General features: G+C 67.6%; 14 protein-coding genes. 4 read left to right on the top strand and 10 right to left on the bottom strand.

The genetic code is table 11. The features are described 5' to 3' along the window. Positions 1-21 precede the first annotated feature (21 nt). The 5 genes from K9B35_RS05535 to miaA all read right to left on the bottom strand — a co-directional run bounded on the left by K9B35_RS05535 (position 22) and on the right by miaA (position 5,954). Entirely contained in the window at positions 22-1,479 is a 1,458-nt protein-coding gene (locus K9B35_RS05535) for an ABC transporter substrate-binding protein (protein ID WP_224920813.1), read from the bottom strand. A gap of 53 nt (positions 1,480-1,532) precedes the next feature. Then, entirely contained in the window at positions 1,533-2,552 is a 1,020-nt protein-coding gene (ilvC, locus tag K9B35_RS05540) for a ketol-acid reductoisomerase (RefSeq protein WP_224920814.1), read from the bottom strand. A 106-nt stretch (positions 2,553-2,658) separates the two neighbouring features. Beyond that, a complete protein-coding gene (ilvN, locus tag K9B35_RS05545) occupies positions 2,659-3,174 on the bottom strand; it encodes an acetolactate synthase small subunit (RefSeq protein ID WP_224920815.1) in 516 nt (171 codons plus the stop codon). Between the two features lie 4 nt (positions 3,175-3,178). After that, on the bottom strand, positions 3,179-4,939 hold the full coding sequence (locus K9B35_RS05550; RefSeq protein WP_224920816.1) for an acetolactate synthase 3 large subunit: 1,761 nt from the start codon (positions 4,937-4,939) through the stop codon (positions 3,179-3,181). 85 nt (positions 4,940-5,024) lie between these two features. Next, positions 5,025-5,954, bottom strand: a complete 930-nt coding sequence (miaA, locus tag K9B35_RS05555) for a tRNA (adenosine(37)-N6)-dimethylallyltransferase MiaA (protein WP_224920817.1) — start codon at positions 5,952-5,954, stop codon at positions 5,025-5,027. Here miaA and serB point away from each other — a divergent pair. Beyond that, positions 5,947-6,825, top strand: coding sequence for a phosphoserine phosphatase SerB (gene serB / locus K9B35_RS05560; RefSeq protein ID WP_224921110.1), 879 nt, complete (start codon positions 5,947-5,949; stop codon positions 6,823-6,825). The genes miaA and serB overlap by 8 nt on opposite strands. A 44-nt stretch (positions 6,826-6,869) precedes the next feature. Here serB and K9B35_RS05565 read toward each other — a convergent pair whose 3' ends face one another. Then, entirely contained in the window at positions 6,870-7,859 is a 990-nt protein-coding gene (locus K9B35_RS05565) for an SPOR domain-containing protein (protein ID WP_224920818.1), read from the bottom strand. Between the two features lie 186 nt (positions 7,860-8,045). Between K9B35_RS05565 and K9B35_RS05570 the strand changes: the two genes are divergently transcribed. Genes K9B35_RS05570 through K9B35_RS05580 form a run of 3 tightly spaced genes read left to right on the top strand, consistent with a single transcriptional unit; the run spans position 8,046 to position 10,649 of the window. Next, positions 8,046-8,768, top strand: a complete 723-nt coding sequence (locus K9B35_RS05570) for a ParA family protein (protein ID WP_224920819.1) — start codon at positions 8,046-8,048, stop codon at positions 8,766-8,768. Then, positions 8,768-9,307, top strand: coding sequence for a hypothetical protein (locus K9B35_RS05575; RefSeq protein WP_224920820.1), 540 nt, complete (start codon positions 8,768-8,770; stop codon positions 9,305-9,307). Before K9B35_RS05570 ends, K9B35_RS05575 begins: the two co-directional genes overlap by 1 nt. A 19-nt stretch (positions 9,308-9,326) precedes the next feature. Then, positions 9,327-10,649, top strand: a complete 1,323-nt coding sequence (locus K9B35_RS05580) for an SPOR domain-containing protein (RefSeq protein ID WP_224920821.1) — start codon at positions 9,327-9,329, stop codon at positions 10,647-10,649. A gap of 53 nt (positions 10,650-10,702) precedes the next feature. Here K9B35_RS05580 and K9B35_RS05585 read toward each other — a convergent pair whose 3' ends face one another. Genes K9B35_RS05585 through K9B35_RS05600 form a run of 4 tightly spaced genes read right to left on the bottom strand, consistent with a single transcriptional unit; the run spans position 10,703 to position 14,515 of the window. Then, a complete protein-coding gene (locus K9B35_RS05585; protein ID WP_224920822.1) occupies positions 10,703-11,911 on the bottom strand; it encodes a dihydroorotase in 1,209 nt (402 codons plus the stop codon). Then, complete coding sequence (locus tag K9B35_RS05590) at positions 11,908-12,900, bottom strand: aspartate carbamoyltransferase catalytic subunit (RefSeq protein WP_224920823.1); 993 nt, start codon at positions 12,898-12,900, stop codon at positions 11,908-11,910. Before K9B35_RS05590 ends, K9B35_RS05585 begins: the two co-directional genes overlap by 4 nt. Before the next feature lie 35 nt (positions 12,901-12,935). Next, a complete protein-coding gene (gene ruvX, locus K9B35_RS05595; RefSeq protein ID WP_224920824.1) occupies positions 12,936-13,397 on the bottom strand; it encodes a Holliday junction resolvase RuvX in 462 nt (153 codons plus the stop codon). Next, positions 13,394-14,515, bottom strand: a complete 1,122-nt coding sequence (locus K9B35_RS05600) for a DUF3089 domain-containing protein (RefSeq protein WP_224921111.1) — start codon at positions 14,513-14,515, stop codon at positions 13,394-13,396. The genes ruvX and K9B35_RS05600 overlap by 4 nt, the downstream gene beginning before the upstream one ends. Between the last annotated feature and the right edge of the window lie 135 nt (positions 14,516-14,650).

Raw genomic sequence — 14,650 nt, forward strand, 5'->3', positions numbered from 1 at the left:
TTGGCCACGTTCGTGCTTCTCCTAAGGCTCGCGCAGATGGGTCAGCGGGTGCCAAGCGCGAGGGTTCGTCTGGAACGCCCTGAGCCTGAGTGCCGCGACCGACCAGCGCAGCGGTTGTGCGATCGGGATATAGCGATGCGCAGCGCTGAGTGCGAGGTCCGCCTCCGCGATGCGCCGTGCGCGCTCGCCCAGCGTGGGGGCATCGCGTGCGGCGTCGATGACGGCGGCGAGGTCTTCGGGGCAGGTGCGGCAGGCGGTGACCAGATACCAGCGCGCGCTGTCATAGGGCGCGACTGCGTCGATCAGGCGCAGGTCGGCATCTTCGCGTTCGTCAACCCAGGCGGGCTGGAGACCGATTGCCCGAAGATCGGCGGCGACCTGGTACCACAGCAGTTTCGAGCCGAGGCTGCGCGGCATCGCGAGGCGGATGGTCGGGGGCGCGTCGGGATTACCGGCGCGCCAGGCAGCCACCCGGTTGCGCGCGATCTGGCGGCGATTGTCGAGCGGATCGGCGAACCAGTCGGGTGCCTTGGGCGGCGACGCGGAATCGAGCTGAGCGGGGAGGACGGTTTCGACCGGGCTCCACTCCGGACGGAAGCGCGCGGTGAGCGCATCGCGATCGATCGCCATCGCCAGCGCCTCGCGATTGGCTGGGTCTGCGGTGAACCCTTCCTCCGATACGATGGCGAGGCCGAACAGGCCGGCGGCGGGGTCGATGCGCAGGTTCGCGGGCGCAATCCCGGCATGGTCGAGCAAGGGCCAGTCGCGAAACGTGCCGCCGAGGATCAGGTCGGACTCACGCGCCGCGAACCGCGCCAGCGCCACTGCAGCGCGCTCGCCATACAGGCGGACATCGTCCGCCGGATCCGGCTCGATCGGCTCGTCGGGCATTTGGGTGGGGTCGATTGCCGGGCGCAGCAATGGCGCAGCGCGGGCGGGGGCGACAATGCGAAACGGCCCGGTTCCGGCCAGCTTCGCACGGCGCAGGATCGCAAATTCGGGCTGGGCGAACAGCTTGAGCAGGTCGGGGCGGGGGTGTTTCAGCCGCACCTCAACCACCTGAGGCGTCATCTCGACCACTTCGTCGATCACCGCGACGAACGGAGTGAGCGCGGACCGCCCGCGCGGTGCAATTGCCGCGCGCATGCTGGCGACGACATCGGCCGCGGTGATCCGCGTCCCATCGGCCCATTCGGCTTCGCGCAGGCGGAAGATGTAGCTGCGCCCGCCATCGGTGACGATCCAGCGCTCGGCGATGCCCGGCTCGACCCCGCCGGCGGCGTCGAAGCGGACCAAACCCTGCGCCGTCGCGCCGAGTAGGACACTCTGGGTAAAGCCGAGTTCGACCTTTGTCGGATCGCGGAGCTCTGGCGGGCCGCCGATCGCGCTGACCACGACCGCGACGTCGTCGGGGCGCCGTTCACAGCCGCCCGCGATCAGCGCGAGCGCGACGGCGAGGGGCAGGGCGGGGAAGCGCATGCCCCAGCTTTATGGAGGCGGGGCGGGGAAGCCAACCCCGCCCCGTACCGGACTTAGTTCTTTTCCTTGTCCACCAGCTTGTTTGCGCCGATCCACGGCATCATCGCGCGCAGCTCGCTGCCGACCTGTTCGATCGGATGCGCTGCCGCTGCCTTGCGGCTGGCCTTAAGCTCGGGCTGGCCGGCGCGGTTGTCGAGCACGAAGTCCTTGACGAAGCGGCCCGACTGGATGTCGGCGAGGACGCGCTTCATCTCGGCCTTGGTCTCGTCGGTGATGATGCGCGGGCCGGTCTTGATGTCACCATATTCGGCGGTGTTCGAGATCGAATAGCGCATGTTGGCGATGCCGCCTTCATAGAGCAGGTCGACGATCAGCTTGGTCTCGTGCAGGCACTCGAAATAGGCCATTTCGGGGGCGTAGCCCGCCTCGACCAGCGTTTCGAACCCGGCCTGGATCAGGTGGGTGATGCCGCCGCACAGCACGGCCTGCTCGCCGAACAGGTCGGTTTCGCACTCTTCCTTGAAGTTGGTTTCGATGATGCCCGAACGCCCACCGCCGACGCCGCTGGCATAAGCGAGCGCGACGTCATGCGCATTGCCGGTCGCGTCCTGATGGATCGCGATCAGGCAGGGAACGCCGCCGCCGCGGACATATTCGCTGCGCACGGTGTGGCCGGGGCCCTTGGGCGCGATCATAATGACGTCAATGTCCGCCGGCGGCTCGATCAGGCCGAAATGGACGTTAAGACCGTGCGCGAAGGCGAGCGCGGCGCCCGGCTTCATGTTGCCGGCAATGTCGTCGGCCCAGATCGCGGCTTGATGCTCATCGGGGGCAAGGATCATCAGGATGTCGGCCCATGCGGCTGCTTCTTTGGTCGACATGACCTTGAAGCCTGCGCCTTCGGCCTTCTTCGCGGTCGCCGAACCGGCGCGCAGCGCAACGGCGACTTCGGTCACGCCGCTGTCGCGCAGGTTCTGCGCATGGGCGTGGCCCTGCGAACCATAGCCGACAATGGCGATCTTTTTGCCGGTGATCAGGTTCAGGTCGGCGTCACGATCGTAATAGACACGCATTTCTCGGTTCCCTTTTGAAATTTCGTCGCCCCGGCGGAGGCCGGGGCCGCTATGTTATGCACCCTCTCGGGCCGGCCCCGGCCTGCGCCGGGGCGACGGATTTGCTTCAGGCCGCCTCGCGCCCTCGCGCAATGGCGACGATGCCGGTGCGGGCGACCTCGATCAGCCCCACTTCGCTCATCAGTTCGATGAACTTGTCGATCTTCTCGGTGGTCCCGGTCACTTCGAACACGAAGCTGGAGATGGTCGCATCGACCACGCGGGCGCGATAGACTTCGGACAGGCGCAGCGCTTCGATCCGATGGTCGCCGGTGCCCGCGACCTTGACCAGCGCCAGCTCGCGCTCGACATGGTCGCCCTCGGCGGTGAGGTCGTGGACCTTGTGGACCGGCACGAGGCGGTCGAGTTGCGCCACGATCTGCTCGAGCACATGCGGGCTGGCGCTGGTGACGATCGTGATGCGGCTCACCGACTTGTCATCGGTAATCTCGCTCACCGTCAGGCTCTCGATATTATAGCCGCGCGCGGTGAACAGGCCGGCGATCCGGGCGAGGATGCCCGGCTCGTTGTCGACGATGATGGCGAGCGTGTGCCGCTCGGCCTTTTCTTCCTTGATGTGCATGAGCTTAGACCAGCGCCTTGGCTTCGTCGTCCATTTCGCCGGAGACTTCGGCGGCCTGGAGGAGCATGTCGGTATGGGCGGCGCCCGACGGGATCATCGGGAAGCAGTTGGCGAGCTTGGCCACGCGGCAATCGACGATCACCGGGCCGTCATAGGCCAGCATTTCGGCGATTCCCGCGTCGAGCTGGTCGCGGTGTTCGATCAGGATGCCCTTCCAGCCATAGGCTTCGCCCAGCTTCACGAAATCGGGCAGGGAGTCGCTGTAGCTCTCTGAATAACGGCTCGAATAGGTCAGTTCCTGCCACTGACGGACCATCCCCATATACTCGTTGTTGAGAATGAAGATCTTGACCGGCAGGCGATACTGGGTCGCGGTCGCCAGTTCCTGAATGTTCATCTGGATCGACGCTTCGCCTGCGATATCGATCACCAGCGCATTGGGGTTGCCCAGCTGCGCGCCGATCGCGGCGGGCAGGCCATAGCCCATCGTGCCGAGACCGCCGCTCGTCAGCCACTTGTTCGGGCTTTCGAAGTGGAAGTGCTGCGCCGCCCACATCTGGTGCTGGCCGACCTCGGTCGTGATGATCGGGGCCTGGTCGCGCGTCGCCTCCCACAAAGCGCGGACGGCGCGTTGCGGCATGATCGTGTTGGCGTCGATACCGGGGCCTTCCTCGGGGAAGTCGAGGCACTTGACCGCGCGCCATCCCTCGATCCGACGCCACCATTCGGACAAATCAGGCTTGGGATGCTGGCGCGCCTTCCAGATGCGCAGCATGTCTTCGAGCGCGTGGCCGACATCCGCGACGATCGGCAGGTCCACGCGGACGGTCTTGTTCATCGACGATCGGTCGATGTCGATATGGATCTTCTTCGAGTGCGGCGCGAAGGCGTCGAGCCGTCCCGTCACGCGATCGTCGAAGCGCGCGCCGACCGCGATGATCAGGTCGGCCTGGTTCATCGCATAATTGGCTTCATAGGTGCCGTGCATGCCGAGCATGCCGAGCCACTGGTCGGACGAAGCGGGCAGGGCACCCAGACCCATCAGGGTCGAGGTGACCGGCGCGCCGGTGATCCTGGCCAGCTCGCGCAGCAGCTGTGACGCGCCGGGGCCGGAGTTGATCACGCCGCCGCCGGTGTAGAAGATCGGTCGCTCCGCCGCCGCCAGCATCTCGACCGCCGCCTCGATCAGCGCCTTGTCGGCCTTGACCTGCGGGCGATAGGTCTTGTGCTGGATCGGGCCGGGCTTGGTGTAGCGCGCGGTGGCGATCTGAACGTCCTTGGGGATGTCGATGACGACCGGACCGGGGCGGCCCGAGGTCGCGATATGGAACGCCTCATGCACCACCGCGCCGAGCTGGGCGGGGTCCTTCACCAGATAGTTGTGCTTGGTGCAGTGGCGGGTGATGCCGACCGTGTCCGCCTCCTGAAACGCGTCGCTGCCGATCAGATGCGTCGGCACCTGGCCGGTGATGACGACCATCGGGATCGAATCCATCAGCGCATCGGTGATGCCGGTGACCGCATTGGTCGCGCCGGGGCCCGAGGTGACGAGCACGACGCCGGGCTTGCCGGTCGAGCGCGCATAGCCCTCTGCCGCGTGCGTCGCTGCCTGTTCGTGGCGGACGAGAATGTGGCGGATCTTCTTCTGCTTGAAGATCGCGTCGTAGATCGGGAGCACCGCGCCGCCCGGATAGCCGAACACGACCTCCACACCGAGGTCGACCAGCGCCTCGATCAGGATATCGGCTCCGCTTTTCTCGGCCACGTCAGGTCTCCTTGTTTGCCGCAGTGCAATGCGATGGGGGAAGCGCGCTGCTATGCGTATGAATGATGCGTGTCAAGCATTGTCTTTATACGATTCGTGCGAAATTGGCCATTCGATTGGAAATATCTGTCGCATCAGCGCGTGGCCAGTCAGGTGGCGGCTGGTGGCGCAGCCAGGTATATTGCCGCTTGGCATATTGCCGGGTTGCTGCCTGAGCGCGCTCAAGTGCCTCGGCACGCCCGAGTTCGCCGGCGAGCAGCGCGGCGATCTCGGGCACGCCGATCGCCTTGCGTACCGGGGCCTCGGGCGGAATGTCATCGCGGGCGAGCAGGGCGGCGACCTCATCGATCGCGCCTTCGTCGAACATCGCAGCAAGGCGGCGGTCGCAACGCTCGGTGAGCCAAATGCGGTCGGGCAGGAGGATCAGCGGCGTGAGGTCGATCTGGTCCCCAATGCCGCCGACCTTTACGCGTTGCCACTCGGCAAGCGTGCGGCCGGTGACGGTGACCACCTCCAGCGCGCGGGCGACGCGGGTGGTGTCGGCAGGGGCGAGGCGGGTGGCGGCTTCGGGATCGCGCTCGCTCAGCAGGGCGTGGGCTTCGGCTACCGGTAGCGCGCGCACCTCGGCACGGATTGCGGGGTCGATACCGGGGACCGGGGCGATGCCGTCGAGCAACGTGCGAATATACATGCCGGTCCCGCCGACGAGGATGGGGAGACTGCCGCGCCCCTGCGCCGCTGCGATCTCCGCCTTGGCCTCGGCTGCCCAGCGCGCGGCGGAATAATCGTCGGTGCCGGTGACATGGCCGAACAGGCGGTGGGGGGCCTGTGCCTCTTCCTCCGCCGAAGGACGCGCGCTGAGCACCCGCAGCTCGGCATAGACCTGCGCCGAATCAGCGTTGATCACCGTCCCGCCGGTCGCCTGCGCGAGCGCGATCGCCAAAGCGGACTTGCCGCTGGCGGTCGGTCCTGCAATGAGCGCGACCCTTGGCCTGGAGGAGTGCGGCATGTTCATCGCGACGCTGATAGCAGCGGATCGGCTCGACGCGGGGGATATTTCCTCCGCGCTGGACAAGCTGAGTGATGCCGGGTGCGGGCCGCGCGGCGTGGACACGCTGGAGGAGGACAAGGCGAGCGACCTGTTCTTCGACGCGAACCCCGATGCGGCGCGTGCAGCGCTGGAGGGGGCGTTCGATCGGGTCGATGTGGTCGTGCAGCCCGCCGAGGGTCGCGAAAAGGCGCTGATCGTCGCCGATATGGACTCCACGATGATCACCGTCGAATGCATCGACGAGCTGGCCGATTATGCCGGGATCAAGGCGCAGATCGCCGAAGTGACCGAAGCGGCGATGCGCGGCGAACTGGATTTTGCCGAGGCGCTGGACGCACGGGTGGCGTTGCTCAAGGGACTGGGCGCGGACGCGATCGACCGCTGTCTGGCCGAGCGGGTGCGGCTGATGCCCGGCGCGCGGACGCTGGTGCAGACGATGAAGGCGCGCGGCGCGACCGCGATTCTGGTGTCGGGTGGCTTTACCCGGTTCGCCGAGCCGGTGGGCGCGCAGATCGGGTTCGACCGGGTGATCGCCAATGAATTGCTGATCGAGGGCGATGCGCTGACCGGCGCGGTGACCAAGCCGATCGTGGATTCAACGACCAAGGAAACGACACTGCTCGGCGCGATGGCGGAGCTGGGGCTGGACGCGCGCGCGACGATGGCGGTCGGTGATGGGGCTAATGACCTCGCGATGATCCGCAAGGCGGGGCTGGGCATGGCCTATCACGCCAAGCCGATCGTTGCGGCTGCGGCGGGCGCGCGGATTGACCATGGGGATTTGACGGCGTTGCTCTACGCGCAAGGGATTGCGCGGGCGGATTGGGTGGAGTGATTATTCCTCCCCTGAGCTTGTCTCAGGGGAGGAATTGAGATTTGCTACTCCCGCACCGGCACGCACGGGCTGAGCCCGCGGCACGCGGCGCTCGCTTCGGCGCTGGAGGCGAAGGGGCCGACCAGCACTTTGGTCAGGCGGCCGGCCTTCACATAGCTGACCTTGCGGCCCGGGAAGCGGCCGCCGACCTGCGACCACAGCTTTTGCGCATTGCCGGCCTCGCCGAACGCGCCGAGTTGGAGCTTCCACCCGCCGTCGCGGATGGCCGCTGTTGCGGTCGGGGCGGACGTCGGTTTGGGCGCGGGGCGCACGATCGGTGGGGCGGGGCGCGTCTGTGCGCTCTGCGTCGGCGCGGGGGCTGGAATCGGGTCGCGCGGCTGATACGCCGTCGATGGCGGCAGGTCGGTGCGCCCGACTGCTCCGGGCTGCGGCGTCCTGCGCGGTGGCTGGACCGCCGCGACGCTTGGGCGACCGGCATCGCGTTCATAGACGCGCGCGAGTTCCAGCGCCTTTTGCCGGTCCTGCAGCGAGATATAGCCGTCCATCTGGGCCTGCGACGCCGATGCCTGCGGCAGGCCCTGCGCTGCGGCGCGGACGATCAGGGCGTAGGCGCGGACCCAGTCCTTGGTCACCGCATCGCCGTTGAACAACATCGTGCCCAGCACATATTGCGCGCGCGGCGCACCGCGACCCGCGGCTTTTTCCAGCCACTCGATTGCCTGAAGCCGTTTGCCGTTTTCGAACAGCGCAAGGCCGTAATTTTCCTCGGCCTGGGGATGCCCTTGCAGCGCGGCCTTGCGATACCATTCCTCGGCCTGCGCCAGATCGGCGGGAACGCCACGGCCGAATTTATAGGCCTGACCCATGTTAAATTGCGCGTCGGCGTCGCCCGCGACCGCCGGGCCGCGCCATTCGGAAACCGCGACGCGATAGTCACCGCGCTGCCACGCCTCGACCCCCGCCTTCACATCGGCAACCGCCGGCGCGGCCAGAAGTGCGCCGGCAATTGCCGCCGTCCAGATCACCTGCTTCATTCAGTCAGTTCCCGATCCCGCCCACGTACGGATAATGCCAGTTAACCATAAGATGGCCAAGCAATGCTTGCGCTTTGGTTAAGCCCGGCATGGGACAAATCCCGGGGGCCACTACCGTATTAACACCTTCTTAGCTTCCCGATGGCATCCCCAATGCTGGGTAACCGGGTTATTTTCGAGGGGCAGATGCGCGTACTTGCGATGGCATCACAAAAGGGTGGATCGGGAAAGACCACGCTGAGCGGGCACCTGGCGGTGCAGGCGCAGCGGGCCGGTCATGGCCCCGTCGTCCTGATCGACATTGATCCGCAAGGGTCGCTGTCCGATTGGTGGAATGAGCGCGAGACGGATTTTCCCGCCTTCGCGCAGACCACCGTCGCCCGGCTCGCCGCCGACCTTGAGGTATTGCGCCAGCAGGGCTTTCGCCTTGCGGTGATCGACACCCCGCCCGCGATCACCATGGCGATCCAGAGCGTGATTCAGGTCGCCGAACTGATCGTCATTCCGACCCGTCCGTCGCCGCACGATCTGCGTGCCGTCGGTGCTACGGTCGACCTGTGCGACCGCGCGGGCAAGCCGCTAATATTTGTGGTCAACGCGGCGACGCCCAAGGCCAAGATTACCAGTGAAGCCGCCGTCGCGCTGTCGCAGCATGGCACGGTCGCTCCAGTGACGCTGCACCACCGCACCGATTTCGCCGCATCGATGATCGACGGGCGCACCGTGATGGAGGTGGACCCCAAGGGCAAATCCGCTGCCGAGGTGACGGCTTTGTGGGCCTATATCAACGATCGGCTGGAGAAGAACTTCCGCCGCACCGTATTCAGCGCGCCCGCCGTTGCGGCGGCGCCGCATGCCGCCTTTGCCGGGCGCCCTCAGGGTGGCTTTGGCCGCCGGGTGGTGAGCTGATGTTCGGTTCCGCCAAGCCCGCTGCGTCGCTGTCCTCGGGCCTGCTCGCCCGCAAGGGACAGGCACGCCCCGCGATGCGCCCGCAAGGGTTTATCGGCCTCGATCCGGGCACGTCGCTCGACGATCTCGGCTGGAACGACATGGGGAGCGAGATGCCTGCGCCCGCGCCGGTGTTCGAGCCGGTGCCGCCGGTGCTCGCGCAGCGCCAGACACTGGTCGAAGAATTCGCGCCTGAGCCGCAGCCCGCTCCAGCGCCGGTCGCCGCACCCGTTGCGCACGAGCCCGAGGCAGAAGCGCCGGTACGCCCGGTGTCGACCGCTACCGCTGCCCGGATCGGGCGCGAGGTCGCGTCGCGCAAGGGCAAGGCCGCCTTCACGCTGCGGCTCGACCATGAACGCCATTTGAAGTTGCGCCTTGCCTCGGCAGTCACGGGCCGTTCGGCCCAGCTGCTCGTGACCGAGGCGCTGGACGTTTTTCTTGAAACGCTGCCCGAATTGGGGGCGCTGGTTGACCGGCTCCCCGCGGGCAAGGCTCGCTGATCTAGGGGGAAATGCAGCCATGAACCTTCGCCGTATCCTGACCGTATCGGTCTCTGCACTGGTGCTGGGCGCACCGATCGTCGGTGGCCCGACGCTGATCGGCGGCCTTGCCGTAGCCAGCGGCGGTGTCGAAACCGCCGATCTCCGCCGCGCAGCCAAGGAAGCTGCCGCCGCCACCAAGGCCCTGAAAAAGGGTGAGGGGCAGAAGGCGGTGACGCATGCAGAGGCGGCGGTGACGCTCGACCCGCGCAATGGCGAGTATCGCAAGCTGCTGGGTGAAACCTATCTGTTCGCGGGCCGCTTCGTGTCGGCGGCGCAGGCTCTGAACGAGGCGTTGTCGCTGGATCCGGCCAATGGCCGCACCGCGCTGAACCTCGCGCTGGCGCAGATCGCGACCGGCGAGTGGGATGTCGCGCGCCAGACGCTGGCGACGCATAGCGCGACGATCCCGGCGAGCGATCGTGGCCTGGCGATGGCGCTGGCGGGTGATCCTGCCGGCGCGGTCGGGCTGCTGATGGAAATTGCGCGCCAGCCGGGTGCCGATGCCAAGACGCGCCAGAACCTCGCGCTCAGCCTTGCGCTGGCGGGGCAGTGGCAGCAGGCGCGGGCGATTGCCGCGCTCGACCTGTCGCCCGATCAGGTCGATGGCCGCATCATGCAGTGGGCGAGCTTTGCGCGTCCGCAGAATGCTTATGATCAGGTTGCGTCGCTGCTCGGCGTCACGCCGATCGCCGATAATGGCCAGCCCGAGCGGCTGGCGCTTGCCCATTCGATGACGAGTGCGGTTGCGGCGACGCGGGTCGCCGATCCGGTCGAGACCTATATGCCCGGCCCCGCGCCGGTCGAGGCGGTGGCTGCGGTCGCCGCGACGGCGGTGGACGTGGCTGCGACCGATGTCGCGCAGGGCCCGTCGATCACTGCGCCCAGCGGACAGCAGATCGTCTTTGGCCCGCGACAGGAGATCGTTCAGGCGATCCCCGCGCGTGCCGTTCGGACCGAAGCGGCGGTAATGCGCGCTGGTGCGATCAAGCCGGTTCGCGTCGATGTGCCCTCGACTCAGCGTTTCGCCAAGGGCAGCTGGTATGTCCAGCTCGGCGCCTTTGACAGCGTCGGCGTCGCGCGCGACGCATGGGGCCGCCTGGTCCGCCGCACGCCGCAGCTCAAGAGCCTGACCCCGGCAAGCGCCAGCGTGTCGACCAAGGCGGGCGCGTTCCAGCGGCTGTCGGTCGGCGGGCTCGCGCGTGCCGATGCCGATGCGCTGTGCCGCGAAGTGCGTGGCGATGGCGGCACGTGCTTCGTGCGCACCGCTGCGGGTGACAGGAAGGCCAGCTGGCTGCGCTGACGCCGCCAATCAGGAATAGCAAAGGGCCGGGGTCACTCCTGGCCCTTTTCGTTTCAGCGGACTTCGCTGCCGCCCTTAAACAGCTGTAGCACCTTGCCCTGAACCGGGAGACCGTCGAACGGGGTGTTGCCGGCCTTGCCGGGCATGCGGTCGGCGACGATCTGCCAGGGTGCGTCGGGATCGACCAGCACCAGGTCGGCGGGCATCCCGGGCGCGAGCGTGCCGGTGTCGATGCCGAGGATCCGCGCCGGGTTGTGCGCAACCAGCGCGAACAGGCGGTCGAGCGTCACATGCCCTTCGCGCACCAGTCCGAGTCCGAGCGTCAGCAGCGTCGCCGCGCCCGCCATGCCCGGCGTCGCATCGGCGAAGGGCAGGCGCTTTTCCTCCGGCCCGCGCGGGTCGTGGCCCGAGCACAGCACATCGATCGTCCCGTCAGCGAGCGCGGCGAGTGCGGCCAAGCGGTCGCTATCGTCGCGCAGCGGCGGGGAGAGGCGCGCGAAGGTGCGAAAGTCGGACAGGTTGATGTCCGAGAGCAGCAGATGCGCCGGAGTGACGCCGCAGGTGACGCGCACGCCGCGCGCCTTGGCCGCGCGGACAAGCGCGAACGCGGCGGCGGTGGTCAGCTGGCGGAAGTGGATTGCCGCGCCGGTCTGTTCGGCGAGCATCAGGTCGCGTGCGACTGCCAGCGCCTCGGCCATGGCGGGGGCGGCGGGTAGGCCGAGACGGGTCGCGGTCTCCCCTTCGGTTGCGACCGCGTTGCGCGTCAGGCCGCTGTCTTCCGCGTGTGCGATGACGACCAGTCCACAATCGCGCGCATAGGCGAGGACGCGGCGCATCACGCCACTATCGGCGATCCAGCCGCGTCCGGTGCCGACCGCGCGCGCACCGGCATCGGCGTTGGTCGCATATTCGGCGAGGTCCACACCCTCCAGCCCGCGCGTGGCGGCGGCGATCGGGTGGACCCAGAGTTCGGGCTTGCCCATGTCGGCAGCACGCTGGACGAGGCCCGGGCCGTCGAGCACGGGCGACTGGTCGGGCATCAGGCCGACGCGCGCGATCCCGCCCGCGCGGCACGCCGCCTTGTCCATCGCGAACACGCCGAGGTCGGTGAGGGCAGGGGCGAGCAGCTTGCCGCCGCAGTCGATCACCTCGGCCCCCTCGGGCGCCGTGTCGACAATCCGCTCGTCGGCGACGAACAGGTCGCCCGTGCGCTCACCCCCTTCGGGGCAGACCAGCCGGGCGTTGCGGAAGATGCGGTTCATGCCCAACCCTCCACGCCGCGCGCGCGACGCGTCAGCACGTCGAGGCACGCCATGCGCACCGCGACTCCCATCTCGACCTGCTCGGTGATCGCCGAGCGACCGGGCAGGTCGGCGACGACCGAGTCGATCTCGACCCCGCGATTCATCGGGCCGGGGTGCATGATCAAAGCATCGGGCTTGGCGCGCTTCAGCCGCTCCAGCGTCAGGCCGTAATTGAGGTGATATTCGCGGGTCGAGGGGATGTAGGCCCCCGACATGCGTTCGTTCTGAAGCCGCAACATCATCACCACGTCCGCCCCCTCCAGCGCCGCATCGAAATCGGTGAAGGGGGTGACATGCATCTTCTCGATCGCGGCGGGCATCAGCGTCGAGGGGGCGACGACGCGCACCTCGGCCGCCAGCGCGGTGAGGGCGAGGATGTTCGAGCGCGCGACACGGCTGTGGAGGATGTCGCCACAGATCACCACGCGCTGATGCGCGATGCTGCCCCGGCGGCGGCGGATGGTGAGGGCGTCGAGCAGCGCCTGCGTGGGGTGCTCATGGCTGCCGTCGCCGGCGTTGAGCACGGGGCAATCGACCTTGTCGGCGATCAGCTGCACCGCGCCCGAGCTCATGTGGCGGATCACGATCACGTCCGCGCGCATCGCGTTGAGCGTCATCGCCGTGTCGATCAGCGTCTCGCCCTTCTTCACGCTCGACTGCGCGGCGTGCATGTTGACGACATCGGCGCCGAGCCGCTTGCCCGCGATTTCGAAGCTCAGCAGCGTGCGGGTCGAGTTTTCGAAGAACGCGTTGATCTGGGTCAGCCCGTCGAGGCGATGGTCGCTGGGCGCGCGGTTGCGGTTCGCCTCGATCCATTGTTCTGCCTCGTCGAGCAGGAACAGGATTTCGTGCGGCTGAAGCCCGGAAATGCCCGTCAGGTGCGCGTGCGGAAACACGGCGCGCCCCTGAATCTGGGCGCCGGGGCGATGATCGATTGGCGGTTGCATTAAAGCTGCCGGTTAGCGAGGCGGGGAGGGCAAGTCTAGCCCGCGGCGAGCGCGTCGATCGCACCTTGCAGGATGTAGCTTGCCGCGAGCTTGTCGACCCGCTCGGCGCGTTTGGCGCGCGAGAGGTCTTCGGCGATCATCTGGCGTTCGACTGCGGCGGTGGACCAGCGTTCGTCCCACAGGAAGATGGGCAGGCCGAGATCGGCCATGTTGCGGGCGAAGGCGCGGGTGGACTGGGTGCGCGGGCTGTCGCTGCCGTCGAGGTTGAGGGGCAGGCCGATGACCAGTCCCTTGACCTGTTGCTGGCCGATCAGCGTCACCAGATCGGCCTTGTCGGCGGTGAACTTGGTGCGTTTGATCAGATGCGCGGGGCTGGCGAAGGACCAGCCGGCGTCGCACAGGGCGGTGCCGATCGTCTTGGTCCCGACATCGAGGCCGAGCAGGCGCCCGCCTTCGGGCAGAGCCGCGCGATAGGCAGCGGCGTCGGTGGTGATCATCCGCGCGTGCCGGCCTTCTGATGCGCGGTCAGCCGCCGCTCGGCATCGGCGCGGACATTCGCCCAGAACAGCGAATAGTCGAAGACGTGGTAGTTGTTGCCCGGCAGGACATATTGCCCGCCGACGCCCTGGGGCATCGTGCCGAGCATCAGGAAGCCACGCCCGTCGCAGCGCAGCGTCGTGGCGCTTTTCGCCAGCGTCGCGCTCGAGAAGTCGGAGGCGGGGACGAGGTTTCCGATCTCCGTCGCTGTCGCAGCGTCGGGTGCCGGGGTTCCGGTTACCGGGTTGGTGCAGATCATCGCGGTGCCCTTGCGCGGGGCGCCGGTGAAGCCGGTCGACGCATCGAAGGTGTCGAGGATCAGCGACGGATCGGCGGGCTCGGCAAAGCTCTGCCACGACAGGATGCAGCCGCTCTGGTCGGCGGCGGTGCATTCGGGGAGGCCGAGCGCGGGCAGGTCGGCGGTCTTCGACACCGGCCAGCCGACTACGTATGCCGCGACGATCCGCTGCGCGAGCGGCTTGCCCGCCACGCGGTCGCGCACCAGGCGGGTGAGGTGCAGGGCGCCCTGGCTGTGCCCGGCAAGGATGATCGGGCGGTCGCCCGCTTCCTTGAGGAACTGGTCGAAGGCGCCGGTGATGTCGCGATAGGCGAGGTCTAGTGCCTGTTGCGCATCCGCCTGGGTCGTCAGGAACGCGCCGAACGTCGCCTGACGATAGCGCGGTGCCCAGATCGCACCCGCGCCGTTGAACGCGCTCGCCTGGCCACGCAGGAACAGATTGGCGCGATCATTCGCCTCCTTGTCATCCAGCGGCGCGTTCCATTTCGCGCGGTTGAGGTAGGAGGTGGGGTGGATGAAAAACACTGCCGCCTCGGGCTTGTCCGCCGGCTTGATCCCCGCGGGCGTCCACAGCGCCGGATTGCCCGGCCGGTCGGGCCGCGCGAGCCACATATCGGGGCGGGCATAGCTGTCGGCCGGGAGCGCCGCCTGCGATTCGAAGCGCGCGCCGGGGACCATGGCCTGCCGCAGCAGCTCCACCCCCCAGATCCGGTACGCAAAGGTCGCTGCAAGCGCGAGCACGATCAACACCGCCACCAGATAGAGAAATCGACGCTTCAGACGATCAAGGGACTCACGCGTCACTCAGCGTTCTCCATTGTGCAATGCAGCATGAAGAGCTGCCGGGCAATCGCTTTCCGTTGCGCGATGGTTGCGAAGGATGCAAGCTCGACAAGCGATAGCAGGGGGCAGGGG

The organism is Sphingomonas sp. R647, assembly GCF_020177055.1.
Taxonomy (GTDB): Bacteria; Pseudomonadota; Alphaproteobacteria; order Sphingomonadales; family Sphingomonadaceae; genus Sphingomonas.